Below are 24833 nucleotides of genomic sequence, written 5' to 3' on the forward strand. Positions count from 1 at the left end.
CGTGGTCCCCTTCTCTAGTGCAGGACGAATCCGCCGTTGACGACGAGTTGCTGGCCGGTGATGTACGAGGCCTCGGGTCCCATCAGGAACGCGACGGCGCCGACGAGATCCGACGGCTGCTGCGGCCGCTCCAGCGCGCGATTGAGGCGGTACAGCTCGTGCCGGTGCTCCGGAACCTTCTGCGCCGATTCGCTTTCGGTCAGACCGGGCGAGACGGTGTTGACGGTGATGCCGTACGGGCCGAGGTCACGGGACATGGCGCGGGTCAGCGCGGCCACCCCGCCCTTGGAGGCGATGTAGTGCGCGAGACGCGGCGAACCGTACAGGGCGGCGTCGGAGCCGATGGTGACGACTCGTCCGCCTCCGTTCCCGATGATGGAGGGAACGATCGCCCTGCTCACGAGGAACGTGCCGCGCAGGTTGACGCCCAGCACCCGGTCCCACTCGTCGATGTCGAGTTCGTGAATCGGTTTGCCGCCCACGCCGTCCGCGAGGGCCGCGTTGTTGACGAGGCCGTACAGCGGGCCGCCGGCGGTGACGGTGGCCGCCATCGCGTCGACGGACTCCGCGTCGCGGAGATCGACCCGGACGAACTGTGCCTTGACCCCGTCGGCGCGCAGGCTTGCCGCCGCGTCCTCGCCCCAGTCCTCGCGGATGTCGGCGAGCCACAGGGTGGCGCCGTCCTCGCCGAGCCGGCGGGCCAGGGCGAGGCCGAGACCCCGCCCCGCCCCGGTGACGAGAATGCTGCGGCCGTCGAGACTCATGGTCAGTCCCGCGTCACGCCGTGCATGGCCGACGTCTCGGGGTACGTCGGGATCTGTGGCTTCTGCGCGCCGATGATGACGCAGAACAGAGCGTCCTTGTCGCCGTTGTTCTTCAGGCTGCGCGGCACTCCGGCCGGGACGACGATCATGTCGCGGTAACCGAGGGTGCGCTTCTCCACCTGGCCGTCGCGGTGGACGCCGACCTCCACCTCGCCCTCGAGGACGAAGAAGGCTTCCTCGGCGTCGTGGTGGGTGTGCTCCGGGCCCTCGGCGCCGGGGGGAAGCAGCATGTTGGAGAACGTGAATCCGCGCGAGACGATGGTGCGGTTGTCGTTCTCGTGGTTACCCGTCGCGCCGGAGCCGACGTAGCGGATCTGCGCGCGCTTGAACTGGTCGCCGGCCTTGGCCTGGAAGCCCAGGGTATCCCAGTCCTCGTGGCGGGAGCCACGGGTGAGGATCAGCGAGTCGGTGAATTCCTTCAGATCGGCGGTGCCGTATTCGAGTGTCATGTCGTGCTCCTTCTCTAGAGGTGGTTGCGTAGGCGTTCGGTGATGTGGATGAAGGATTCGACCCAGGCGTTGAAGGCCTCCGGCCGCTCCTGGTTCGCGAGGTGTCCGGCACCCCGGATGGTGACGAACACGGCGCCCGGAATTCCCCCGGCGAGAACCTGACTCGCGGGAACCCCGGTCACCCTGTCCTCGTCTCCACCGAGGACGAGCGTGGGGATGTCGATCTTCGGCAGATCGGCCGTGTGATCGGTGGCCGCCATCGACTCGGCGGCGTACCCGTAGCCGGGCAGCCGGATCGACGACGCCATGATCGCCGTGGCCTTCGCGGTCACTTCGTCGCCGGCGGTCCCGGACAGTAACCGCGGGGCCCGTTCGGCGGCAAAGGCTTCCGCCCCTTCCTGCTCGAGCGTCGCGGCCCGGGCGCGCATCCGGCCGGCGGCGTCGCCGTCCGCTCCCGAGCCGACGGTGGAACTGCCGAGCAGCAGACTCCGCACGAGCCCGGGGTGGCGCAGCGCCAGCCGGGTGGCGATCACGCCGCCCCACGACATTCCCAGGACGTGCGCTCCCGCGTCACCGCAACGGTCGCGGATCACGTCGGCGGCGGCGTCGGCGTAGTCGTCGAGGTCGAACGGACGGCCCGGGTCTTCGCTGCGGCCGTAGCCGGGAGCGTCCCAGGCCAGCAGTCGCAGCGACGACGACAGTTCGTCGAACTGCGGCACGAAACTGTCTGCGCCGCCACCGATCCCGTGCAGCAGGAGCAGCGCGGGGCCGGAACCTGATTCGACGACGTGCGTCACGACACCCGCCCGAGGTCGAACCGCTCGAACGCTCCGGGGTCGGGGATGCCGGCCATGTGGTCGCGGACCTGCTTGGACGGCGGGCCCGCGGTGCCCCACAGGTCGGAGAGTTCGGGAACCCGGCGCCAGACCTTGCACAGCCACCGATCCTCGTCGACCTGTGCGATGCCGGACGTGTACTCGCACACCAGCCCTGCCGGGTCGGCGAAGTAGGAGAACGTGTTGTCGCCGGGGCCGTGCTTGCCCGGACCCCACAGCGGCACGGTGCCGTGGTGACGCAACCGGCCGATGCCGCGCATGAAGTGGTCCACGGTGTGCATCTCGTAGGCGACGTGATTCACCGACGTCCACTCGGCCTGGTTGAACGCGATGCTGTGATGATCGGTGTTGCAGCGCAGGAACGCCATCTGGTGCTCGGACCAGTCGGAGACCCGCATGCCCAGGACGTCGCAGTAGAACGTCACCGCGGCGTCGATGTCGACGGTGTTGAGGACGACGTGCGTGACGCCCACCGGGACGGCGTCCTCGCGGCCGAGCTTCGGGACCGCCAGTGCGTCGGCGAGCAGTTCGACGACGCGGCCCTCGGGGTCGACCAGGCTCACGCCGTAGCCGCCGCCGAGATCGTCGACCGGCCCCGGGCCGCTGACGATCGGGACGCCGCGGAGTTCGAGTCGGCGGGCGGCCTCGTCGACCTCGGCCGGCGTGGCGACGGCGAACGTGATGCGGCCGAGGCCGTTCCGCTCGGCCTGGGTGAGTTGCAGCGCGTGGTGGTGCTCACCGGTTCCCCGCAGCCAGGCACCGTCCGTGCCCTGCTCGACCACGCGCAGTCCCCACACCTCCGAGTAGAAGTCGGTGGATTCGATGCTGGCCTGTGTGCGCAGTTCGACGGAGCGCAGGCACCGCAGCCGGGCTATGGGTTGGTTCATCACATGCCTCCAGTTGCTTAGGTCTCAATATCTTAGCGCTAAAGTAATAGGTCGTACAGAGCTGACGAGAATTTCTTTCCGGACGACCTACTACTTCAGCTTCCCGTGGGCCGATGTGACAGCGGTTCAGTCAGGCGGAACCCGTGTGACATTCGGCGAGCAAGCTTCAGTCAGCCCACGAGCGGGTCGCTCAGTCAGCCCAGGGGTTGGGTTCCTCGTCGAGGCCCCAGTAGATGCTCTTCTGCCGCGAGTAGGCGGCGATACCGCTGCGCCCCTTCTCCACCCCGAGCCCGCTCTCCTTGACGCCACCGAACGGCGTCGAGATGCTGAACTGCTTGTAGGTGTTGATCCACACGGTGCCGGCCTGGAGTCGGCGGGCGAGTTTCCAGGCGCGGCGGTAGTCGCCCGTCCAGATTCCCGACGCCAGCCCGAATACCGAATCATTGGCCTGTGCAATGAGATCCGCTTCGCCGTCGAACGGCAGGACCACGAGGACGGGTCCGAAGATCTCCTCCTGGCAGGTGCGCGAATTGTTGGGGAGCCCGTCGATGATCGTCGGCAGGTAGTACGCGCCGTCGCGGAGCCGTTCGTCGTCGGGGATCGCCCCGCCACACAGCACTCGTCCGCCCTCTTCGCGAGCGAGGTCGACGTATGCGGCGACGCTGTCGCGGTGCTTGCGGTGGACCATCGGCCCGACCTGGGTGTCGGGGTCGCGGCCGGGCCCGAGTCGCAGTCGCTGCGTCTTGGCCACCAGCTTCTCGAGGAATTCGTCGTAGATGCGGCGGTCGACGAACAGCCGGGATCCGGCGATGCAGCTCTGCCCGGTGGACGAGAAGATCCCGTACATGACGCCGTTCACGGCGGCGTCGAGGTCGGCGTCGTCCAGCACGATCGTCGGCGACTTGCCACCGAGTTCGAGCGACACGGGCATCAGCTTGTCGGCCGCCGCGTGGGCGATGGACCGTCCGGTGTTGGTGCCGCCGGTGAACGTCACCTTCCCGACGTCGGGGTGGGTGACGATGGCGTCGCCGACCACCGAGCCCTTGCCCGGCAGCACCGACAGCAGACCCTTCGGCAATCCGGTCTGGTCGATGAGCCGCGCCAGTTCCAGCGACACCAGCGGCGTCCACTCGGCGGGCTTGAGGACGACGGCGTTGCCTGCCGCCAGGGCGGGGGCGATCTTCTGCGCGTCGCTGGCCACCGGCGAGTTCCACGGTGCGATGGCGCCGACCACGCCGATGGGCTCGAGAACGCTCATCGTGAGGAAGTTGCCGCGCGGGGTGGTGAGGTCGTCGTCCGCGGTTTCGAGGACGGCGGCGAAGTAGCGGAACGTGCCCGCCGCGCTGCCGACGAGTGCCGTGGTCTCGGCGACCGTCTTGCCGGTGTTGTAGCTCTGCAGCAGCGCGAGCCGGGACGTGTTCGCCTCGATGGCGTCGGCGATGCGGTGCAGGTACTTCGCCCGCTGGTGTGGGAGCAGCGCGCGCCACGCCGGGTCGGCGGCGGCGGCGCGGCCCTTGCGGACCGCCTCGTCGGCGTCGTCGGCGGTGGCCTGGTGGATCACCTGCAGGGTCTCGCCGTTCGACGGGTCCGTGACCGCGAAGGCGGGTCCGTCCGCCTGCCGCCACTGTCCGGCGACGAGGATCCGGTCGGCGACCGGGACGAACGGCAGTGTCTGTGGTGCGGTGTCGAGGATGGTCACTGGGAGATCTCCTCGAGGGTCTTTTCGCGGGTTTCGACGGCGAAGAAGCCGACCACGAGGGCACCGATCATTGCGACCGCGGCAAACATTCCGAAGACGACGGTGAGCGTGCCGCCCCCGTCGAGGATGGCGCCGACGGCGAGGGGGCCGACGATGATGCCGAGGCGTCCGCTCGCTCCGCCGATCGCGCAGCCGATGGCCCGCATCCGGGTCGGGTACAGCTCCGCGGTGTAAACGTAGAGCGCCATGTTGACCGCGAAGACGAACAGGGCGGATCCGGCCGACCAGAACAGGACCTTCGTCGCGGTGTCGGCGCCGGAGGCGGCGAGCAGGAACAGCAGCGACGAGCACAGGACCATCGACGCGGTGATGCAGATGCGGCGACCGAGGTTGTCGATGAGGAACGCGACGAGGATGCAGCCGATCAGGCCGGCGACGCTGGTGACGATGCTGTAGTGCAGGGCGGTGTCGACGCTGACGTCGAATGCGGATCGGTACAGCGTCGGCAGCCACGACGCGATGCCGTAGTTGACGAAGTAGGCGCAGCCCCAGATGGCCGCGAGCATGAGTGTGCGACGCAGGTAGATGCCCCGGAAGGCCTCCGCGAACGTTCCGCGGCGGGTGTCGACGGCGACGGCGGGCAGCGGCTGCGGAGCCGGCAGCGTCTTGCCGTACTTCTCGGTGATCTCGTTCTCGATGCGGGTCATGGCATTGTGCGCGTCTTCGTAGCGGCCGCGGGACGCGAGCCAGCGCGGAGACTCGGGCAGCTTCCACAGCAGCGGCAGGAGCACGACGGGCAGCGCACCGAGCGCGAACAGGATCTTGTAGCCGTAGTTCGGGACCACCCACGCCGACACGATCGCCGACATTACGAGCCCGATCGGGAAGATCACCTCGTAGAGCAGCACGAATCGTCCGCGCTTGTGGGCTTTGGTGATCTCGCCGATGTAGCTCGCCGCGACCGGGACCTCGGCGCCGAGGCCGATACCCTGCACGAATCGGAAGACGAGGAAGAGCATCAGGCTGTCGGTGAACGCCATGCCGAGGCTCATCACGGCGTAGAGCGCGAGCGAGAAAATGATGACGTTGAGCCGGCCGACGCGGTCGGCGAACCAGCCGCCGGCGAGGGCGCCGACGAGCATGCCGATGCCGCCGATGGCGATCACCCAGGCGATGTCGCCGGGGGTCAGGCCCCACTTGGGGATGAGGACGGGGAGGGAGTACGCGATCATCAGCTGGTCGAAGCCGTCGAAGAACGTGACGGCGCCGACGATGACGCGGGCCTTGATGTGCCACCTGCTCATCGGCAGGCGTTCGAGTCGGGCGCTGATCATCTCAGCTGTGGCAGCCATGGCGGGCGATACCGTCGTCATGAGCATCCTCAGGGTCGGGTCGAGGCATTTACTTAAGCCCTCAAAGGCTTACCACTAAGATGTAATCTCACGCACATGAGAAACGTCAACCCTTGACTTTGGAAGAAACATGTTATTCACACCTGTGCGTACTTATTAACCTTCCGCGGTTAACAAGTGCTCACGGGTGAGAGAGCCGTCGACTACGCGGTGGACTGCATCCATTCTGCACAGATGCGTGTGGTCGTGTGTCACCAGCAGCGTCGCGACCTCGCGCTCTCGCACGACACCGAGGAGCAGATCCATGATCGCGGCGCCCCGTTCCTGGTCGAGCGCGCTGGTCGGCTCGTCGACGACCAGCAGCGACGGATCGTTCATCAGCGCCCGGGCCAGGTTGACCCGCTGCCGCTGCCCACCCGACAACTGCGCGGGCCTCTTCCCGGCGTGGTCTGCGAGGCCGACGGCGTCGAGCAGGTCGCGAGCCTTCGCGCGCCCTGCCCGCCGCGGTACGAACATCCGCTGCCCGAGATGCGCCATCACCTCCAGTTGTTCGAGGGCCGTCAACGACGACACCAGATTGGACTGCTGGAACACGATGCCGATCCGGTCGCGGCGCAGCGTGGACGCCTCCCGCCGGCTCAGCGCGGTGAGTTCGGTGGCGCCCAGCCGGACGGAGCCCGAGTCGGGCCGGATCAGTGTCGACGCCACCGCGAGGAGCGTCGACTTTCCGGAACCGGACGGACCGGTGATCGCGGCGATCTCACCCCGGCCGAGGGTCAGCGACACCGAGTCGAGGGCGGTGACGCGTCCCGCGCCGTCGGGGTAGGTGAGGGTGACGTCGTCGAGGGTGAGGGCGGGGGTGGTCATCGTGTGCTCCCGAGGGCGGTGAGGGGGTCGGTGGTGAACAGGAAGCGGAGCGCGAACGCGGCGCCGAGGAGGCCCAGCCCGACGAGGGCGGTGGCGGGCAGGAAGGTGGTGGAGATGTCGAGCACGAACGGCACGGCGTCGCCGATCATCGACCCGGCCACCGCCGCCGTCCCGACACCAACACCCACGCCGGCGAGCAGGACGACGAGCGCCTGCCCGAGCGCGTCCCGCACGAGCGACCCGGTGGACGCGCCGAGCGCCTTCAACGTCGCGACATCGGGGGTGCGCTGCAGGGTCCACACCGTGAAGAACGCGCCGATCACCAGTGCGGAGATCGCGAACAGCATCACCGTCATCAACGTCAGCGACCCGTTCTCGGAGGTATAGGAGCCGATGGCGGAGAAGGAGTCGGCCACACTTCGGGAGGTCGTCCCCGCGGCGGCGTTCGTGGCGTCGTCCCCGCCGGACACCGCGAGCACCGTCGCCGCACCCCCGCGCGGGTTCGCGTGCTGCCAGTCGGCGAGCGTCATCCACACGGCCGGGCTGTGGCCGTACCAGTCGTCGCCGCGGACCGCGGTCACGGCGAACGTGGAATCGCCGACGGTGAGACGGTCGCCGGCGCCGACCCCGAGGGTTCGTGCCGCGCCGGCCCCGAGGATCACGGTTCCCGGCGCGGACGGTGCACGGTCGCCCACACCGCCGTCCGCGCCGACCAGTGCCACCCCCTTCGCCGCACCTCCTACTGCCGACGCCGAGCCTCGTCCGACGCCGATCGGCCGCACCGAGTCGGCGCTCCGCCGCCAGACGGCCACCTGCTCGGACGTCAGCACGGACTCGTCGAACGACGGACCGTCGTCGGAGGCGGCGAAGACCACCGACTCCGCGTCGATGCGTTCCACGACGGACACGTTCTGATGACGCAGTCCGGCCGTGAGACCGCTGAGAAACGTGACGAGCAGCGCAATCAGCACCACGACGACGGATATCAGCGCGAAGCGACCACGCGCGGCACGCAGGTCTCTCGATGCGACGAACACAGGGGTCCTCTCCAGATCACGACCGGCGCCGCAGTCGGTGCGGGGCGGGGCGGCGCTCACGGCCTCCGAACTCACCGTGCCCCGGACACGACACGGTTCCATCGCACGTGGGGTGGAATTCTCGGTGGTCGAAGGTCGGGTGCGCGTTCCGACTTTCGATGGATGCCGGGTGCGCTCGCGTCGATAAGCTGGGCGGAGTGCACCGCTCCCCTCTCACGCCCGTGTTCGCGGGACTCCAACTGGGACTGCATGCGCTGATCGCGGCGCTCACTGCAGTCGTGATCTTGCGCGCCGTCCTTCCGGACGCACCACAGGCACCGGCGATCGTGGTGCTGTCGGTGGCGTTTCTCGCGGTGTACGCGGCGGGAGCGACGCGTCGTCTGCGCGGGACGTGGTGGCTCGCAGCGCTGACGGCTCTGTGGGTGGCGCTGATGGTCCTCGCCCCCGACGCCGCCTATCTCGCGTTCGGGCTGTTCTTCCTGTACCTGCATCTGCTGCCGCGACGCTGGGGAGTCCTGGCGGTCGCAGCCGCGACCGTCGTGGCGGTCGCGGGAACGGGAATGCACCGCGGCTGGAGCGTCGCGGGTGTCGTCGGTCCGGTGATCGGTGCGTGCGTCGCGGTGGCGATCGGCCTCGGCTACCGGGCGTTGTACCGGGAGGCTGTCGAGCGCGATCGCCTCATCGACGAATTGACCCGAACCCGAGCCGAACTCGCCGAGCAGGAACGTGCCGCCGGCTCCCTGGCCGAACGTGAGCGGCTCGCACGCGAGATCCACGACACCGTCGCGCAGGATCTGTCGAGCATTCAGATGCTGCTCCACGCCGTCGAACGCGCCGCCCCCGACCACCCCGCCCGGGACCGCATCCGGTTGGCGCGGGAGACGGCCGCCGACAGCCTCGCCGAAACCCGTCAGCTCATCGGCGATCTCACACCCGCCGTCCTCGACGGGCAGTCACTCGTGGACGCACTCGCGCGGATCTGCACGCAGGCGAGGAGCGACACGTTCGACACCATCGCCGTGGTCGAGGGGGAGCCGGTGCGATTGCCGATGCCCGTCGAGGCGGCGTTGGTGCGGATTGCGCAGGGCTCGGTGTCCAACGTGGTCCGGCACGCACACGCATCCCGGATGGCGGTCACTCTCACCTACTACGAGGACGCAGTCCGGTTGGACGTCGTCGACGACGGCGTCGGCTTCGATGTCGAACTCCTCGACCGTGAACCGTCGAAAGCGTTCGGGCTGAATTCGATTCGCCGACGCGTCGAGCTGCTCGACGGGTCGATGTCGGTGGAGTCGGAACCAGGACTGACCGCGGTCGCGGTGTCGTTCCCGCTCGGGGTCCGCGCATGATCCGACTGCTGCTCGCCGACGACCACGCGATCGTTCGCGCGGGCCTGCGCGCCCTCCTCGAGCACGAGCACGACATCGAGGTGGTCGGCGAGGCTGCCACCGCCGACGCCGCCGTGGCGTTGTGCGCGACGACTCCGGTCGACCTGGTGCTCATGGACCTCCGGTTCGGCGCCGGCGCCTCGGGCGTGGACGCCACCCGGAACCTGCGGTCCCTGCCGAACCCACCGCACGTGCTGGTCGTCACCAACTACGACACGGACGCCGACATCCTCGACGCGGTCGCGGCCGGCGCCGCCGGGTATCTCCTGAAGGACACTCCCCCGCCCGAACTCCTCGCCGCCGTCCGCGCGGCGTCGGCCGGCGACAGCGTCCTCTCCCCGGCCGTGGCGTCGAAACTGATGACGCGCGTACGCCGACCTGCCACCAGCCTCAGCCCACGGGAGATCCAGGTGCTGACGTTGGTGGCTGCCGGGCGGTCCAATCGGGAGATCGGTAAGGAACTCTTTCTCTCCGAGACCACCGTGAAGTCCCATCTCGTCCACATTTTCGGCAAACTCGGCGTCAAGTCCCGGACCTCCGCAATCGCGCGGGCCCGCGAGCTGGGCACCATCCCCAGGTGAGTGGCAATGTGTGCGGACGCACCCTTTGCCACTCACATGCGTTTACGCTGGGGAAATGGACCCACCGGCCGTCCGCTACGTGCAGCGGGACGGACATGCGCTGGCATACCAGGTGGTGGGCGCGGGTGAACGCGACGTGGTGTGGCTGTTCGAGATCAACATGCACCTCGACCTCATGTGGACGGACCCACAGATCCACTACCTGATGGAACGGGGCAGCACCTTCGCCCGCACGGTGTACTTCCAGCAGCGGGGGCTGGGGCTGTCCGACCCGGTCGACCACCTGCCGACACTCGAGCAGCAGGCCGACGACATCGTCGCGATCATGGACGAGGTCGGGATGCGGCAGGCCGTGCTGGTCGGGGTGGCCAGCGGGAGCGGTGCCGTCGCACTCGTCGCCGCCCGCTCACCGGAACGGGTCACCGGCGTCGTCCTGATCCAGCCGTTCGCGGAACGCCTCCTGGGCGGTGACCACGTCCCCTCCGGCTGGAGCGACGCCGAACGCGACGACTTCGTCGACGAGTGGCGAAAAGCCGCCCAGAACTGGGGGTCGGGCAGCACGGTACCCCTCTGGGATCCCCAGGAGGACTCGGCGTTCAACCGTCGGCTGATGGCGATGCTCGAGCGCAGTTCCGCGACACCTGCGGTCGCACAGGCCCACCTCGAGTGGATCTTTCGGCTCGACTACTCCGACACGTTGCCGTCCATTCAATGCCCGGCGCGGGCGCTGCTGGTCCCCGGCAGTCCGGTGCCGGTGGCCGCCTCGCAGTACGTCGCCGACCGCATCCCGGGCGGCAGCTTCCACCTGTTGCCGCCGTCGCCGCCCGGCGCGTCGCTCGGGGAGGCGTGGAAGCCGATCATCGACCACGTCGAGCAGTTGGCCACCGGTGGGCACCCGGCATCCGACGCCGGCCGGTACCTGGCATCCGTACTGTTCACGGACGTCGTCGGGTCCACCGAGGTGCTTGCGCGGATCGGCGACGCCGCCTACCGCGACCTCCGGGCCGCGCACGAGTGGCAGGTCCGCGACGACGTCGAGAAGGCAGGCGGTCGGCTCCTCAACGTCGCCGGCGACGGCACCTTCAGCATCTTCGACGGCCCCGCGTCCGCGGTCCGTTGCGCGCAGGCGGTCGTCGACGGGTCCGCCGAACTCGGGCTCGAGGTGCGGGCCGGCGTCCACACGGGGCAGGTCGAGCGCAACGGTCCCGACGTCAGCGGGATGACCGTCCACATCGGCGCACGCATCGGAGCGACGGCCCGCGCCGGCGAAGTGCTGGTGTCACGTACCGTGCGCGATCTCGTGGTGGGTTCGGGACTGCGGTTCGCCGACGCCGGGGAACACGACCTCAAGGGCGTTCCCGACCGCTGGCCCCTCTACTCCCTCACCGACGCGGACCACGCGCCCCGGACCGTTCCGCGACTCGCGCCGAAGCTGGGCATGATCGACCAGGCCATCCTGCGCACCGCGAAGCGGGCACCGCAGGCACTGCGCGCGCTCGTGGGCGCCGCCAACGCGAGGCAGCGCCGACTGTCCCGCTGACCCCCAGGTGAGTGGCAAAGCGTGCGCCAGCACACTTTGCCACTCACCTCACCTCACACCGCCACGGTGGACCGGCGAGCAGTCGCCTGCTGGACGTCGGGCGACGAGTATTTCCGGACGATCGCGACGAGGCAGAGCAGCCCGATCGCTCCTGCGCCGGCGAGGAAGGCGCCGACTCGCCAGGCGTTGGACGCGTCGCCGTTGATGAGCAGCACCATGACCATCGGCGAGAAGCCACCGATGATGGCGGAGATCTGGTAGCCGAGGGAGGCACCGGAGAATCGGATCTCGGGCGGGAACAGTTCCGCGAACAGCGTTCCCTGCGTTCCGGTCTGGAACGACATGACGATCACGGCGCCGAAGACGGCGAGCGCGAACGGCCACAGCGTGCCCTGGCTCGACTGTCCGATCATGAGCCACATGGGAATTCCCCAGAGCAGCATTCCGGCGGTGCCGATTCCGAAGATCAGCTTCCGGCCGTAGATGTCGGAGAGGTATCCGGCCAGCGGGACGAGCGGAATCATCAGAACGCAGGCGGCGAGGATGAAGCCGAGCACGGTCGAGCGTTCGATCCCGAGGTACGTGGTGGCGAACTGCACGGACCCCGTGATCATCGTGTAGAAGAAGATGACGCCGATGGCGTTCGCGCCGGCCGCGGTGAGCACGGTGCCGGGATTGTTGCGCAGCACCTGCAGGATCGGCGACTTCCGCGCCACCGGAGCCTCGGCGAGCTTCTTCGACAGTTCCCGGAACTCGGGTGTCTCCTCCAGGTAGCGGTGGATGACGAAGGCGACCGGGAGCATCACGAGGCTGATCCAGAACGGGATGCGCCACGCCCACGCGAGGAACGACTCGGAGTCGAATACCGCTGTGATGACCAGGAACACGACGTTTCCGAGCACGACGCCGATGGGCACGCCGAGCTGCGCGAAGCTGCCGTAGAACCCGCGGCGTCCGGCGGGCGCGTTCTCGGTGGCGAGGAGGACGGCACCGCCCCATTGCGCTCCGACCGCGAGGCCCTGGCAGATCCGCAGGGTCACGAGAATCGTGGGTGCCAGCCAGACGAGCTGAGTGTTGGGGACGAGGCCGATCAGCGACGTCGCGACGGCCATCATCACGATGGCCGCGACGAGTACCGGTTTGCGCCCCACCTTGTCGCCGAAGTGGCCGGCGAGGACGCCGCCGATGGGCCGGGCGATGAAGCCGACCGCCACCGTCGCGAACGAGTTGAGGGCGGCGACGACCTGACTGTCGGTCGCGAAGAACGTGGTGTTGAAGACGAGTGCGGCTGCGGTCGCGTAGATGAAGAAGTCGTACCACTCGAGTGAGGTCGAGATGGCGGCCGCGAACGAGGCGCGTGCGGCCCGGGGCTTGCCCGCGCGCCGGGTGTCGGAATCGGTGGGCATGGTGGTCTCCTGCTCAGTCTTGGGCAATGGAACCGAATGTGTCTCGGAGAACTCGTTTGAGGATCTTGCCGCTCGGGTTCTTCGGGAGGGAGTCGGCGACGATCACGTACTTGGGCACCTTGTATCCGGCGAGTCGTCCGCGGCAGTGCTCCACGACGTCCTTCTCGTCGAGTTCGACGCCGGCGGCGGGGACCACGACTGCCGCGACCGCCTCGATCCACCGCGGGTGCGGCACCGCGAACACGGCGGCCTCACCCACACCGTCGAGTTCGTAGAGCGTTTCCTCGACCTCCCGGGTCGCGACGTTCTCCCCGCCGGTCTTGATCATGTCCTTCTTGCGGTCGACCACCCACAGGTATCCGTCCTCGTCGAGGTAGCCGAGGTCGCCGGAGTGGAACCACCCGCCCGCGAACGCTTCCGCGGTCTTCTCCGGCTGTCCGAGATAGCCGACGGTGGCGTGCGGGCTGCGGTGCACGATCTCGCCGACCTCGCCCGCCGGAAGCGGCAGGTCCCGGTCGTCCACGATGCGTGTCTCCACGTTGAGGGCGGGTTTGCCCGCCGAACCACCGTGCGTCTCTTGATCCTCCGGCCCGAGGGCCGTCGCGAGTGACGCCATTTCCGTCTGCCCGTAGAAGTTCCACAGCCTGATACCCGGCAACCGGCGGTTCATTTCGCGTAGGACCTCCACCGGCAGCGGCGATGCCCCGTAGTAGCCCTTGCGCAGCGAACTCAGGTCGGTGCTCTCGAATTCCTGCGACTGCAGCAGCGAGATCCACACCGTCGGCGGGCAGAACAGGTTGGTCACCTGCTCGGCTTCGATGGTGCGGAGCAGCACCTGCGGGTCGGGTCCGTCGACGATGATGCTCGTCGCGCCGAGATAGATGTCGGTGCTGAGGAAGTTGTCGAGCTGAGCGCAGTGGTACAGCGGCAGCGCATGCACCTCCACGTCGTCGCTGCTCATGCCGCCGGTGACGATGCAGCTGATGTACTGCCACATCAGCGACCGGCTGGTGAGCATCGCACCCTTGGGGCGTGATTCGGTGCCCGACGTGTACATGATGCGGACCACGTCGTCGTCCGCCACGAACACCTCGGGCGGCGAACCGAAGTCGCCGTCCGCAAAGTCCGCCATAGAACGCCAGCCGTCCGGTGTGGCCGCATCGCCGAGCGGGATCGTCGCCCGCACCCGGACGCTTCCCTTCGATTCCGCGAGTGCCTTCTCGGCAACGGGCACCAGGGCGTCCTCGACGACGAACGCGTCGGCTGCGCAGTCGTCGAGAATGTATCCGATCTCCCCGCCGGTCAGCATGAAGTTGACCGGCACGAGGACCACACCGAGCCGGGCGGTCGCGAAGTTCAGCACGGGGTACTGCCAGCAGTTGTGCGACAACAGTGCGAGCCGGTCGCCCCGCGTCAGCCCCTCGGAGTGCAGCGCAGCCGCGACCCTGGCAATCAGGGTGTCGAATTCGGCGAACGTGAGCCGGACGTCGCGGTGCACGACTGCGAGCTTGTCCGGGTAACGCGCCGCGGAACGCCGTGGAATGTCGCCGATGCTCTGCTGCCGGGCGCGCGTGCTGTCGTCGTTCACCCGCGGACTTCTTTCAGTACCGGGGTGGCGGCGAACTCGGCGCGGGCGAGGGAGCGGCGGTGCACCTGGTCGGGGCCGTCGGCGATCTGCAGGAACCGGGCCTGCGCGTACAGCACCGGCAGGATCGTGTCCTGCGACAGGCCGGCGCCGCCGAAGACTTGCATCGCGTCGTCGACGATCTGCTTGACCGTCAGCGGGACCATCACCTTGGCGGCGGCGATGTCGTGGCGGGCCGCCTTCGTGCCCTCGACGTCCATCCGCCAGGCGGCCCGCAGCACCAGCAGCCGGGCGGCGTCGAGGTGGATCCGCGCGTCCGCGACGGTCGCCTGCACGACCCCCTCGTCGGCGAGGGGCCTGCCGAACGCCACACGGGTGCGGGCGCGTTCGGTCATCAGCGCAATCGCCCGCTCGGCCATGCCGATCAACCGCATGCAGTGGTGGATGCGCCCCGGACCGAGGCGGGCCTGCGCGACCGCGAAGCCCTTGCCGCGCGGTCCGAGGAGGTTCGCCTTGGGGACGCGGACCTTGTCGAAGACGACCTCGCCGTGCCCGCCCTCGTGGCGGTCGGTGAAGCCGAGCACCGTGGTGGACCGGACGACGGTCAGACCGCGGGTGTCCATGGGAACGAGGACGATGCTGTGCCGGTTGCCGACCGGGGCGCCTGGGTCGGTGACGCCCATGACCATCGCCACCCGGCAGTCGTCGCGCAGGGCCGCGGTGGACCACCACTTGCGGCCGGTCAGCACCCAGTCGTCGCCGTCCTCGGCGATCTCGAACCGGACGTTGTTGGCGTCCGAGCTCGCGACGTCGGGTTCGGTCATCGAGAAGCACGACCGGAACTCGCCCGCGAGCAGGGGTTCGAGCCATTCCCGCTTCTGCTCGTCGGTGCCGTACAGGTGCAGCAATTCCATGTTGCCGGTGTCCGGGGGGTTGCAGTTGAACGCCTCGGGCGCGATCAGCGGGCTCCAGCCGGTGAGTTCCGCCAGGGGCGCGTATTCGAGGTTCGTCAGGCCCGCACCCTCGCGCGCGGGCAGGAAGAGATTCCACAGGCCCTCGCGCTTCGCGGCCGCCTTCAGGTCGGCCACGATCGGCGGCGCACCCCAGTGGTCCGGCTTGGAGGCCAGTTGCTCCTCGGCGATCGCCTCGGCAGGCAGCACCCGCTCCTGCATGAACTTCGTCAGCTTCGCTTGCAGTTCCAGCACTTTCGGGCTGTAGTCGAAATCCACTTCCGTGGCTCCAATCTGTTCGGTGGTGCCGCGGTCAGCGGCGGAGTTCGGACACAGGCGACGCGGCGGCGAGGTCGAGCGCGCGCTGCAACAGCGGGCCGACCATGTCGCCGACGTCGTCGAAACCCCCACCGACGGTGTCGCCCTGTGCGTGCCGGGCGTTGATGCCCTCGAGGATGACGGCGATCTTGAAATCGGCGAACACCGTGTACCAGTCGATGTCGGGGATCTCGATGCCGCGCTGCGTGGCGTAGCGGTCGAGAAGTTCGGCACGGGTGGGGAATCCGTCGAGCCGGGCGAGCCCCTTGGTCACCGGGTTGTCGACTGCGCCGGGCTGGTCCCAGAAGCTCAGCATGATCCCGACGTCGGCGAGGGTGTCGCCGAGCGTGGCCATTTCCCAGTCGAGAACGGCGACGATCTTCCCGGCGTCGGCGCGGGAGGCGAGCACGTTGTCGAGTTTGACGTCGCCGTGGACTATGCCCGGGAAGTGCGAGGTGGGAAGAGCGCGGCGCAGCTTGTCGAGCAGCAGCGACACCTCCGGGCGGTCGGTGGTGCGCGAGGCCTCCCACTGCCGGGCCCAGCGGTCGAGTTGACGTTCGAGGTATCCGTCGGGGCGGCCGAACGAGCCGAGCCCGACCGCGTCGGGGTCGACGCCGTGCAGTGCGGCCAGGGTGTCGGCGAGGTCGAGTCCGAGCCGGCGACGGTCGTCCGGGGTGAGTGCCGACGCCTGTTCGACGGTTCCGACGGGCGTTCCGTCCACCAGTTCCATGAGGTAGAACGACGCGCCGAGCACGCCCTTGTCCTCGCACAGCAGCACCGCGTCGGGCACCGGGACGGCCGTTTCCGCCAGTCCCCTGATCACGGTGAACTCGCGCTTCATGTCGTGCGCGCTGGGCAGGACGTGCCCGTACGGGGGCCGCCGCAGAACCCACGTCCGGTCGGCGTCGGCGACGCGGTAGGTGGGGTTCGATCGGCCGCCGCTGATCAGCGAGACGGCGAGGTCGCCGCGCACCCCGCCGTCGAGTGCGTCGTCGAGGTAGTGGGCGAGAGCGGTGAGATCGACGCCGGCCGAATCCTCCCGGTCCTCGTGGGTGTCCGCTTCGGCGTGGGACGTCGTCATCCGCTGCGTCCTTTCGAGTACTTCGATTTCAGCCAAACGCTCGTTCGGCCGGTTCTCATCATCAACTGAGCGAGCGCCGGAAGTCAATATCCTCGTATGCAGCAGTTAGGTACGAACAATTACCGAGAACGGCCCGCCAGCCGAACGCCTTGCCAATCGATCGTTCGCTTGGCATGATCCACGAGAAGTGATGCACGTCTCATCCGCCTCCGAAAGATCAGGACACCTATGACGGACCAGTTGACCGGGTCTGCTGCCACCACCGAATGGGGGACCGAAGACCGCGTCCGAGCGCGCCGCGCCGCGATCGCGGGCGGGGTGGGCACCCTGATCGAGTACTACGACTTCAGCCTGTACGGCTACCTCGCGATCGTGATGGCCCCGCTCTTCTTCCCCAGCAGCGACCCGGCCACCGCGCTGCTGTCCGCTCTCGCCGTGTTCGGCACCGCCTACCTCATGCGTCCGCTCGGGGGCATCGTGTTCGGACACATCGGCGACCGGTTCGGGCGGAAGAAGGCCCTCCTCGCGACGCTCGTCTGCATGGGCCTGGGCAGCATGGCGATGGGATTCCTGCCCACTCACGCGCAAGCGGGGATCTGGGCCACCGTGCTGCTCGTCGTCGTGCGGATGGTCCAGGGATTCTCGGCAGGCGGCGAGGTCGGCGGCTCGGCCACGTTCATCTCCGAATCCGCGCCGCGACATCTCAAGGCCACCTACGGGGCGTTCACCCCGCTCGGATCCACGATGGGATTCGCGATGGCCGCAGCGGTCGCGGGCACGGTGTCGGCGCTGACCACCGACGCGCAACTCGAGAGCTGGGGATGGCGGGTCCCGTTCCTGCTCGCGTTGCCGCTGACGCTGCTCTGCCTGTGGGCCCGCACCCGGGTCGAGGAGACGCACGTCGAGGACGCTGATTCCGGACCGGTCCAGGCGCCCGTCGTCGCCGTCTTCCGGCGGCAGCCGCTCGCCCTCCTGCAGTCGGTCGGAATCAGTCTGGCGTGCAACGGAACCGCGTACATCGGCCTCACCTACATGAGCATCCATCTCATGAAGAGCCTCGGCTACGAACGCACCCCGGTCTATTGGATCGCGACCGGCGTCATCGGTGTCGTCGCGCTGGCGATGCCGCTCGGGGGCATGCTCGCCGACCGCATCGGACGGTTGCGGTTCACCGTGATCAGCCTCGCCGGTTTCGCGATCATCACCTACCCCGCCATGGCCGTCATGCACCACAGCCTGTGGATCGCCGCGATCGCCTACCTGCTGATCATGGTCAACACCGTCGGAACCCAGGTCGGCTCGTACACGCTGATGCCGCTGCTGTTCGACAAGGACGTCCGCTTCACCGGTGTCGCCATGGGCTGGAACCTCGGCGTCGTCATCGCCGGTGGCACCGCCCCCTTCGTCGCCGTCTGGCTGGTGGAGAAGACCGGAAACGTCCTCTCCCCTGCCGTTTTCGTGATCGTGGCTGCAGTCGTCGGACTGATCTCGGTGGCCGGTGTGGCCCGCCGCTCCAAGGTCGCGCAGGAGCAACTCGGCTGACGGCCGGACAGTGTCACCCCTCGAGATCCAACACGAACTGGAGTATTCATGTATCCCGGCGCTCATGCTGCCACCACCCCCGACAAGCCGGCCGTGATCATGGCAGGAACCGGGCAGACGGTCACCTTCGCCGAACTCGAGTCCCGCTCGATCCGGATCGCCCGCCACCTGCACGCACTCGGTCTGCGCCGCGGAGATCACGTCGCGGTACTGGCTACGAACACTCCCGCGATCTTCGACATCTATTGGGCGGCCATGCGTTCCGGTCTCTACCTCACGATGGCGAACTGGCACCTCACGCCGCCCGAGGTCGCCTACATCGTCGAGGATTGCGGTGCCAGAGCATTGATCGTCGACGCCGCACTCGACGCGGTTGCGCGTGAACTCCCCGCCCTCACCCCGGCCACCGAGCACCGGCTCGCGTTCGGGGGAACGATCCCCGGCTACGACTCCCTCGACACCGCCGCGGCCGCGGAGCCGGACGTCCCGCTCCCCGACCAGCCCCGCGGGGCGGACATGCTGTATTCCTCCGGCACGACCGGTCGCCCGAAGGGCATCAAACCGGAACTGCCCGCACGGCAGATCCAGGAACCCGGCGACACCATGACCGGCATGAACGCGACGGTATGGGGTGTCACGCCGGACACCGTCTACCTCTCACCCGCCCCGCTGTATCACGCCGCACCGCTCCGCACCTGCGCGTCGGTGCAGGCCCTCGGCGGCACCGTCGTCGTGATGGACCGCTTCGACGCCGAGCAGGCGCTCGCGTATGTCGAGCAGTACCGCGTCACCTACAGCCAGTGGGTACCGACGATGTTCGTCCGCATGCTGAAGCTGCCCGCCGAGACCCGGCAGAAGTACGACGTCTCCAGCCTGCGCGTCGCCGTGCACGCTGCAGCCCCGTGCCCGGTGGAGGTGAAGCGGCAGATGATCGAGTGGTGGGGTCCGATCCTGTCGGAGTACTACTCGTCCACCGAACTCAACGGCATGACCCTCGTGAATTCGGACGAATGGCTCCGCAAGCCCGGCACCGTCGGCCGCGCCGCGCTCGGCGTCGCACACATCTGCGGCGACGACGGTGCCGACCTCGCACCGGGCGAGATCGGCACCCTCTATTTCGAGCGGGACACCCTGCCGTTCGAATATCACAACGCCCCCGCGAAGACCCGCGGCGCCCAGCACCCGCAACACCCGACGTGGACCACCACCGGCGACGTCGGCTACCTCGACGAGGACGGATATCTCTTCCTCACCGACCGGAAGTCGTTCATGATCATCTCCGGCGGCGTCAACATCTATCCGCAGGAGATCGAGAACACCCTCACCGAACACCCCGCCGTCCTCGACGTGGCGGTGATCGGGATCCCCGACGAGGAGATGGGTGAATCGGTGCTGGCCGTGGTCCAGACCGTTCCGGGGGTGACCGGGGACGACGCGCTGGCCGGCGAACTCCTCGACCACGTGCGGTGCCGGCTCGCCCGGTTCAAGGTCCCGCGGAACGTCGTCTTCAGCGACGACCTCCCCCGCACCCCCACCGGGAAACTCGTCAAGGGCACGCTACGAGAGCGCTACTCAGCCGGGGTTCACGCCTGAACCGTCAGCCGTCGGCGGCCGGTTCGTCCCGGCGCCGGCGGTCGAGGAATACCGCGATCGTGAGGACGATCAGTCCGGCGACGCCGAGGAGGGCGCCGACGGCGGCCGGGGCGGTGTAGCCGTATCCGGCCGCGATCACGACACCACCGATCCACGCACCACCCGCGTTGGCGAGGTTGAACGCGCCGTGGATCAGCGTCGACGCGAGCGTCTTCGCGTCACCCGCCGCGTCCATCAGCCGCGACTGGACGGCAGGGAAGATCGCCGTCACCGCCATCCCGATGAAGAACAGCACGATCAGCGCCGTCACCGGGTTGTGGGCGGCGACGATGAACAGCGCGAGGACGCAGATCAGGGCGATCATGCACCCGAACAGCCCGGGCACCACCGCGTTGTCGGCGATGCGGCCACCCACGACGTTGCCGAGGATCATTCCCGAACCGAACAGCATCAACGCCACCGGAACCATCGCGTGCGGCAACCCGGACACGTCGGTGAGCGTCGAACTGATGTACGTGTACACCGCGAACGAGCCGCCGAACCCGACCGTCGCGAAGATCAGCGTCATCCACACCTGCACCCGGCTCAGCGCCCCGAGTTCGGCCACCGGGTTGCTCACGTGCACCCCGGCCAGCGGCGGGACGAGGCGGGCCAACGCCACCAGCGTCACGATTCCGATGATCACCACGAGCACGAACGCGGACCGCCAGCCCAGGATCTGACCGAAGAACGCCGTCGCAGGCACCCCGACCACGTTCGCGACCGACAGACCCATCATCACGGTTGCGACCGCCTTGGCACGCTTGCCCGGTTCCGCAAGGTGCGCGGCGACCAGCGCTGCGACCCCGAAGTAGGCACCGTGGGGCAGCCCGGCGAGGAACCGGGCCGCCAGCAGCGACTCGTACCCGGGGGCGAGCGCGGTCGCGAGATTGCCGACGACGAACGTGGCCATCAACGCGATGAGCAGGGTGCGCCGCTCGACGCGCGCGGCCAGCGCTGCGATCGTGGGCGCCCCGACGACGACGCCGAGCGCGTACGCGGAGACGAAGTGCCCGGCAACCGGCTCCGACACCCCGGTCCCCGCGGCCATCGCCGGCAACAGGCCCATGGACGCGAATTCCGTTGTGCCGATACCGAACCCGCCGAGGGCAAGCGCCAGCATCGCGCCCCGCCGACTCGGTGACGGAATCCGCGGACGCAGAGACGGACGAGCGGTGACCGCAGGTTCGGTGAGGTGAACTGCAGGCGGCGTCATGGCAGCAAGACTCCCGTCGGGCTGATCGTAGGATCGGCGAGCACGTCCAATGGACTCGCCTGAGGATGAACCGGGCCGAGATAGTGGCACACCGGCTCGTACCAGTATGGGCGAGGCCGCAACCGAATTGACAATTCACGCGGGGGTGATTCCACTCACCGGCGCGGTGTGTGGGTGCGTCGCCGTGACCTGGGGCGACGCACCGGAGCAGAGCGACCTACGTCACGTGATGTGTTCGAGGATCACCGTGTGCACGTGGTGGGCCTTGTCCATGCCGCGGAAGTCGGCCTCGTACGTGGTGTCGGCGACGTCGAGGGCGATGCTGCTGGAGGAGAAGAACTGGCCGGCCCACGACTTGTTGCTGAGGAACGAGACCGAGCGGATGTTCTTGTACGGGATGGACGTGATCGCGGTGCGCTTGCCGACGAAGCTCTTGTCCTGGATCACGACGCGGAGGTTCGTGATCCCGAGGAAGCCGGTGCCCGCGCCGATGCAGTCGTACACGGCGATGATCGACTCGCCGGGGAGGATGCCCTGCTGGACCTGCTTCAACTGTTCCGACTTGTCGAAGATCGGGTCGGTCATGGTTCCTCCTTCGACGGCGGTCCAGGCCTGTCCATCTTCGCAGAAACTTCGTCGAACGTGACGTGGATGCCCTCGTGCGGTACCGCGCGTTGCGCCTTCGCCTGGTCGGTGAACGTCCGTCTGTCCCCCTCCACGAGGTCGGCCTTGTCCGTGAACGGCCCGAGCAACGCCCGCGGGTGCAGCCTGTCGACGCGGACGACGTTGATCTCCACGCACACCACGATCGCCGCGGCGGCCAGGAACAGGAACGCCAGCAACCCCAGCACGACGGCGAACACCCCGTTCGTCACGGACGCCGTGCTCACCACCTTGCTCACGTAGTACGCACCGAACGATTGGAGCACCTGCCACACCACGGCTGCTGCGACTGCGCCGGGCGCGACGTCGGCGACGGACAGCGGCCGGGCAGTGGCGAGCCGGAAGGCGAGGATGAAGATCGCGGAGTTGATCGTGATCGCGGCGAGCATGAGAAGCACGGTGAACGATCCGGACAGGTGCGTCGCGGCGCCGACCGCCGCCACCGCGGCCGTGCCGAGGACGGCGAGTCCGATCGTGCCGAGCAACAGCAGACCCCGCAACCGGCCTCGGATCGGGTCGGGCCGCATGTTGCGGGGCACCGACCACGCCGTGTTCATCGCGTTCTGGCTGGCCAGTGCGACCCCGAGTCCGCCGTAGAGGGCGCCGACGAGTCCGATCACCAGACCCGTCACGCCGCCGCCGATCCGGTGCGGGTCGGCCAGGTCGGCTCCGATGACCGGGAACTGGCTCAGCGCCGAGTCGATGATGTCCTGCTGCAGTTCGGGATGTCCCGACAGCACGAACCCGAGCACCGTCGACAGCAGAAGCAGGAGGGGAAACAGCGAGATGAACCCGTAGTAGGCGATCAACGCCGCGAGGTACACACCCTGGTCGTCGAGAAATTTGTACGTGACGGCGATCGGGAAACCCATCGCCGGGTATTTCTGCTGGAGAGCGTCGAGCCGTCTGGCGAACTTCATCTCACGCTCCGTTTCCGCGGCGACCGCTGCCCCGATTCTGCCCGGGACGCGGCGGCGGCGATCAGACGGTCGGTTTCACCATCGCGAGGGCGAGGTCGGCGTAGCGCTCGGCGAGTTCCTCGGGCTTCAGCGGACCGTCGGCGTGCCACCAGGTGCACACCGACTGGCCCATGTTGATGATGCCGCGGACGGCGTCCCGCGGGAATTCGGTCGCGAAGTCGCCCTCCTCGACACCACGCTCGACGACGTCGCGGAAGAGGTGTTCCTGTTCGTCGCGGAGGGCCACGACGAGCCGGCGGCCGGCGTCGTCGAGGCTGCGTATCTCGGTGGCGCCGACCATCGCGTCCAGCTGGCGGGTGGTGTGGAACATGACCCACGCCCGCATCAGCGCCTGCAACTGGTCGGCGGGGGCGCCACCCGAGCGCAGCAGCGCACCGCGCGTCATGGCGATGGCGTCGTGAAGTGCGCGCACCATGATGTCCTGCAGGATCTCCTGCTTCGACGCGAAGTGGTGGTAGATCGAGGCGACGGTGATGTCGGCGCCGCGGGCGATGTCCCGCATGGACGTGCCGTGATAGCCGCGTTCGTTCATGTTGGCCACCGCGGAGTCGAGGATCACCTGCCGCCCGGTACCCGTGCTCACGGCGGCCACCTTTGCAGCGCACATCCCTCGGTCTCCGTCCCCGCTCCGATCGTCACACGACCACTCCAGGGTAGTGGGTCCCGTCACAGAACCCGCTCTAGCGATCGTTCGGTAACAATGTCATGCTGGTGCGGTGGATCACATCGGACTCGCCGTCGCGGACGGTATCGCGACGATCACCCTGAACCGGCCCGACCAGCTCAACGCGTTCACCACCACCATGGAGAACGAACTGATCGCCGCCTACGACCAGCTCGACGCGGACGACTCCGTCCGGGCGATCGTGCTCACCGGAGCCGGACGAGCGTTCTGCGCGGGCGCAGACCTGTCGGCCGGTGCCGCCACGTTCGATCACTGGCAGGACGAGGACGAGGACGCCGACGCCCGCCGCGACGGTGGCGGCCGCGTGGTGCTCCGGATGTTCGAATCCCGCAAACCGATCATCGCCGCGATCAACGGACCGGCCGTGGGAGTGGGCATCACGATGACCCTCGCCGCAGACTTCCGCCTCGCCGCCGACGACGCCCGCATCGGATTCGTCTTCAACCGCCGCGGCATCGTCCCCGAGTCCTGCTCGACCTGGTTCCTGCCGCGCCTCGTCCCCCTGCAGACGGCCCTCGACTGGGTGTACTCCGGCCGGGTGTTCCCCGCCACGGAGGCCTTCGACGCCGGCCTCGTGTACAAGCTGTACCCGCGTGAATCCCTGCTCGACGAGGCGTACGCGCTGGCCCGGAGCCTGACCGAGCACTCCGCCCCGGTGTCGGTGGCGCTGTCGCGCCAGATGATGTGGCGGGCACTCGGCGCCGAGCACCCGATGATCGCGCACCGCGTCGAGACACGCGGGATCAACATCCGCGGCATCGGGCCGGACGCGCGCGAAGGCATCTCCGCGTTCCTCGAGAAACGGCCCGCCGTGTTCCCCGACAGCGTCCGCGACGACCTGCCGGACGTGTTCGGCGAAGACCTTCCGACCCCGGCGTTCCGCGGATGACCGCCGCACTGCCTGCCCGCCCCGGCGTCGTCGACCGCTGGCACCACGTCGTCGAACACCGCGACCTCGCCGCCCTCGACGCCCTGATCGCCGACGACGCCGTGTTCTCCTCCCCCGCGGTGTTCACTCCGCAGGAAGGGAAGGCGAAGGTCCTGGCGTATCTCGGCGCCGCCCTGACCGTGTTCGACGGCACCGGTTTCCACTACGTCGAGGAGTGGTACGGCGACCGTTCGGCGGTCCTGGAATTCGCCACCGAACTCGACGGCATCCACGTCAACGGCATCGACCTCTTCCACTGGAACGACCGCGACCAGATCACGTCGTTCAAGGTGATGGTCCGCCCCGTGAAAGGCCTGCAGGCGCTCATCCCCCTGATGGCCGCCCAGCTCTCCCAGTCGTAAACCACTGCATCGTCGTACACCACTG

General features: G+C 68.4%; 23 protein-coding genes. 7 read left to right on the top strand and 16 right to left on the bottom strand.

Annotated features, from left to right (window positions below; translation table 11 throughout):
- Positions 1–14 precede the first annotated feature (14 nt).
- The 8 genes from CJ177_RS20090 to CJ177_RS20125 form a co-directional block, all read right to left on the bottom strand.
- A complete protein-coding gene (locus CJ177_RS20090; protein ID WP_005248925.1) occupies positions 15–764 on the bottom strand; it encodes a 3-oxoacyl-ACP reductase family protein in 750 nt (249 codons plus the stop codon).
- 2 nt (positions 765–766) lie between these two features.
- On the bottom strand, positions 767–1273 hold the full coding sequence (locus CJ177_RS20095) for a cupin domain-containing protein (RefSeq protein WP_005248926.1): 507 nt from the start codon (positions 1271–1273) through the stop codon (positions 767–769).
- A 14-nt stretch (positions 1274–1287) separates the two neighbouring features.
- A complete protein-coding gene (locus tag CJ177_RS20100) occupies positions 1288–2070 on the bottom strand; it encodes an alpha/beta fold hydrolase (RefSeq protein ID WP_095868434.1) in 783 nt (260 codons plus the stop codon).
- Positions 2067–2996, bottom strand: coding sequence for a VOC family protein (locus tag CJ177_RS20105; protein WP_095868435.1), 930 nt, complete (start codon positions 2994–2996; stop codon positions 2067–2069). The genes CJ177_RS20100 and CJ177_RS20105 overlap by 4 nt, the downstream gene beginning before the upstream one ends.
- 190 nt (positions 2997–3186) lie before the next feature.
- Positions 3187–4695 carry an aldehyde dehydrogenase gene (locus tag CJ177_RS20110; RefSeq protein WP_095868436.1) on the bottom strand — a complete coding sequence of 503 codons (1509 nt, stop codon included), beginning with the start codon at positions 4693–4695 and terminating at the stop codon, positions 3187–3189.
- Complete coding sequence (locus CJ177_RS20115; protein WP_005248931.1) at positions 4692–6074, bottom strand: MFS transporter; 1383 nt, start codon at positions 6072–6074, stop codon at positions 4692–4694. Before CJ177_RS20115 ends, CJ177_RS20110 begins: the two co-directional genes overlap by 4 nt.
- 129 nt (positions 6075–6203) lie before the next feature.
- Positions 6204–6914, bottom strand: a complete 711-nt coding sequence (locus CJ177_RS20120) for an ABC transporter ATP-binding protein (RefSeq protein ID WP_061700042.1) — start codon at positions 6912–6914, stop codon at positions 6204–6206.
- Positions 6911–7951 (bottom strand): ABC transporter permease, encoded by a 1041-nt coding sequence (locus tag CJ177_RS20125; protein ID WP_095868809.1) that lies wholly within the window; start codon positions 7949–7951, stop codon positions 6911–6913. The genes CJ177_RS20120 and CJ177_RS20125 overlap by 4 nt, the downstream gene beginning before the upstream one ends.
- Before the next feature lie 197 nt (positions 7952–8148).
- Here CJ177_RS20125 and CJ177_RS20130 point away from each other — a divergent pair, with 197 nt between their 5' ends.
- From CJ177_RS20130 to CJ177_RS20140, 3 genes are read left to right on the top strand one after another with little or no spacing between them, the layout of a single operon-like run.
- A complete protein-coding gene (locus CJ177_RS20130) occupies positions 8149–9300 on the top strand; it encodes a sensor histidine kinase (protein ID WP_179443255.1) in 1152 nt (383 codons plus the stop codon).
- Positions 9297–9920, top strand: coding sequence for a response regulator transcription factor (locus CJ177_RS20135; RefSeq protein ID WP_095868438.1), 624 nt, complete (start codon positions 9297–9299; stop codon positions 9918–9920). The genes CJ177_RS20130 and CJ177_RS20135 overlap by 4 nt, the downstream gene beginning before the upstream one ends.
- Positions 9921–9975: 55 nt before the next feature.
- A complete protein-coding gene (locus CJ177_RS20140) occupies positions 9976–11460 on the top strand; it encodes an adenylate/guanylate cyclase domain-containing protein (protein ID WP_095868439.1) in 1485 nt (494 codons plus the stop codon).
- A 53-nt stretch (positions 11461–11513) separates the two neighbouring features.
- On the opposite strand, the gene CJ177_RS20145 is transcribed toward CJ177_RS20140, so the two are convergent.
- The 4 genes from CJ177_RS20145 to CJ177_RS20160 are packed head-to-tail and all read right to left on the bottom strand — an operon-like array spanning position 11514 to position 16800.
- Complete coding sequence (locus CJ177_RS20145) at positions 11514–12866, bottom strand: MFS transporter (RefSeq protein ID WP_061041733.1); 1353 nt, start codon at positions 12864–12866, stop codon at positions 11514–11516.
- 13 nt (positions 12867–12879) lie between these two features.
- Complete coding sequence (locus CJ177_RS20150; RefSeq protein ID WP_095868440.1) at positions 12880–14454, bottom strand: acyl-CoA synthetase; 1575 nt, start codon at positions 14452–14454, stop codon at positions 12880–12882.
- The gene (locus CJ177_RS20155; RefSeq protein WP_095868441.1) at positions 14451–15680 is read right to left on the bottom strand and encodes an acyl-CoA dehydrogenase family protein; all 1230 of its coding nucleotides are present in this window, start codon (positions 15678–15680) and stop codon (positions 14451–14453) included. Before CJ177_RS20155 ends, CJ177_RS20150 begins: the two co-directional genes overlap by 4 nt.
- A gap of 34 nt (positions 15681–15714) precedes the next feature.
- Complete coding sequence (locus tag CJ177_RS20160) at positions 15715–16800, bottom strand: phosphotransferase family protein (RefSeq protein WP_095868442.1); 1086 nt, start codon at positions 16798–16800, stop codon at positions 15715–15717.
- Between the two features lie 228 nt (positions 16801–17028).
- On the opposite strand from CJ177_RS20160, the gene CJ177_RS20165 reads away from it, so the two are divergent.
- Positions 17029–18342 (top strand): MFS transporter, encoded by a 1314-nt coding sequence (locus tag CJ177_RS20165; RefSeq protein ID WP_095868443.1) that lies wholly within the window; start codon positions 17029–17031, stop codon positions 18340–18342.
- Positions 18343–18390: 48 nt separating this feature from the next.
- Positions 18391–19935 carry an acyl-CoA synthetase gene (locus CJ177_RS20170; protein WP_095868444.1) on the top strand — a complete coding sequence of 515 codons (1545 nt, stop codon included), beginning with the start codon at positions 18391–18393 and terminating at the stop codon, positions 19933–19935.
- Between the two features lie 4 nt (positions 19936–19939).
- Here the strand turns inward: CJ177_RS20170 and CJ177_RS20175 are convergent, their stop codons facing one another.
- The 4 genes from CJ177_RS20175 to CJ177_RS20190 form a co-directional block, all read right to left on the bottom strand.
- Positions 19940–21190: an MFS transporter gene (locus tag CJ177_RS20175; RefSeq protein WP_082764473.1), complete on the bottom strand. Its 1251-nt coding sequence runs from the start codon at positions 21188–21190 to the stop codon at positions 19940–19942.
- 222 nt (positions 21191–21412) lie between these two features.
- Positions 21413–21775 carry a PH domain-containing protein gene (locus CJ177_RS20180; RefSeq protein ID WP_005254778.1) on the bottom strand — a complete coding sequence of 121 codons (363 nt, stop codon included), beginning with the start codon at positions 21773–21775 and terminating at the stop codon, positions 21413–21415.
- The gene (locus CJ177_RS20185; RefSeq protein WP_061700051.1) at positions 21772–22773 is read right to left on the bottom strand and encodes a YihY/virulence factor BrkB family protein; all 1002 of its coding nucleotides are present in this window, start codon (positions 22771–22773) and stop codon (positions 21772–21774) included. The genes CJ177_RS20180 and CJ177_RS20185 overlap by 4 nt, the downstream gene beginning before the upstream one ends.
- Positions 22774–22834: 61 nt before the next feature.
- Entirely contained in the window at positions 22835–23440 is a 606-nt protein-coding gene (locus tag CJ177_RS20190; protein WP_005248945.1) for a TetR/AcrR family transcriptional regulator, read from the bottom strand.
- Between the two features lie 109 nt (positions 23441–23549).
- On the opposite strand from CJ177_RS20190, the gene CJ177_RS20195 reads away from it, so the two are divergent.
- Together CJ177_RS20195 and CJ177_RS20200 are read left to right on the top strand one after the other, a co-directional pair.
- On the top strand, positions 23550–24407 hold the full coding sequence (locus CJ177_RS20195) for a crotonase/enoyl-CoA hydratase family protein (protein WP_061700052.1): 858 nt from the start codon (positions 23550–23552) through the stop codon (positions 24405–24407).
- Positions 24404–24808 (top strand): nuclear transport factor 2 family protein, encoded by a 405-nt coding sequence (locus tag CJ177_RS20200; RefSeq protein ID WP_005248947.1) that lies wholly within the window; start codon positions 24404–24406, stop codon positions 24806–24808. The genes CJ177_RS20195 and CJ177_RS20200 overlap by 4 nt, the downstream gene beginning before the upstream one ends.
- Positions 24809–24833: the final 25 nt, after the last annotated feature.

It is taken from the genome of Rhodococcus sp. ACPA1 (assembly GCF_002300195.1).
Classification (GTDB): Bacteria; Actinomycetota; Actinomycetes; order Mycobacteriales; family Mycobacteriaceae; genus Rhodococcus_F; species Rhodococcus_F opacus.

What these genes read in the sequence shown, in the direction of transcription:
- CJ177_RS20090 (WP_005248925.1), bottom strand. Translation starts at nt 764, where the DNA reads ATGAGTCTCGACGGCCGCAGCATTCTCGTCACCGGGGCGGGGCGGGGT.
- CJ177_RS20095 (WP_005248926.1), bottom strand. Translation starts at nt 1,273, where the DNA reads ATGACACTCGAATACGGCACCGCCGATCTGAAGGAATTCACCGACTCG.
- CJ177_RS20105 (WP_095868435.1), bottom strand. Translation starts at nt 2,996, where the DNA reads ATGAACCAACCCATAGCCCGGCTGCGGTGCCTGCGCTCCGTCGAACTG.
- CJ177_RS20115 (WP_005248931.1), bottom strand. Translation starts at nt 6,074, where the DNA reads ATGCTCATGACGACGGTATCGCCCGCCATGGCTGCCACAGCTGAGATG.
- CJ177_RS20120 (WP_061700042.1), bottom strand. Translation starts at nt 6,914, where the DNA reads ATGACCACCCCCGCCCTCACCCTCGACGACGTCACCCTCACCTACCCC.
- CJ177_RS20135 (WP_095868438.1), top strand. Translation starts at nt 9,297, where the DNA reads ATGATCCGACTGCTGCTCGCCGACGACCACGCGATCGTTCGCGCGGGC.
- CJ177_RS20140 (WP_095868439.1), top strand. Translation starts at nt 9,976, where the DNA reads ATGGACCCACCGGCCGTCCGCTACGTGCAGCGGGACGGACATGCGCTG.
- CJ177_RS20145 (WP_061041733.1), bottom strand. Translation starts at nt 12,866, where the DNA reads ATGCCCACCGATTCCGACACCCGGCGCGCGGGCAAGCCCCGGGCCGCA.
- CJ177_RS20160 (WP_095868442.1), bottom strand. Translation starts at nt 16,800, where the DNA reads ATGACGACGTCCCACGCCGAAGCGGACACCCACGAGGACCGGGAGGAT.
- CJ177_RS20165 (WP_095868443.1), top strand. Translation starts at nt 17,029, where the DNA reads ATGACGGACCAGTTGACCGGGTCTGCTGCCACCACCGAATGGGGGACC.
- CJ177_RS20170 (WP_095868444.1), top strand. Translation starts at nt 18,391, where the DNA reads ATGTATCCCGGCGCTCATGCTGCCACCACCCCCGACAAGCCGGCCGTG.
- CJ177_RS20175 (WP_082764473.1), bottom strand. Translation starts at nt 21,190, where the DNA reads ATGACGCCGCCTGCAGTTCACCTCACCGAACCTGCGGTCACCGCTCGT.
- CJ177_RS20180 (WP_005254778.1), bottom strand. Translation starts at nt 21,775, where the DNA reads ATGACCGACCCGATCTTCGACAAGTCGGAACAGTTGAAGCAGGTCCAG.
- CJ177_RS20185 (WP_061700051.1), bottom strand. Translation starts at nt 22,773, where the DNA reads ATGAAGTTCGCCAGACGGCTCGACGCTCTCCAGCAGAAATACCCGGCG.
- CJ177_RS20190 (WP_005248945.1), bottom strand. Translation starts at nt 23,440, where the DNA reads ATGTGCGCTGCAAAGGTGGCCGCCGTGAGCACGGGTACCGGGCGGCAG.
- CJ177_RS20200 (WP_005248947.1), top strand. Translation starts at nt 24,404, where the DNA reads ATGACCGCCGCACTGCCTGCCCGCCCCGGCGTCGTCGACCGCTGGCAC.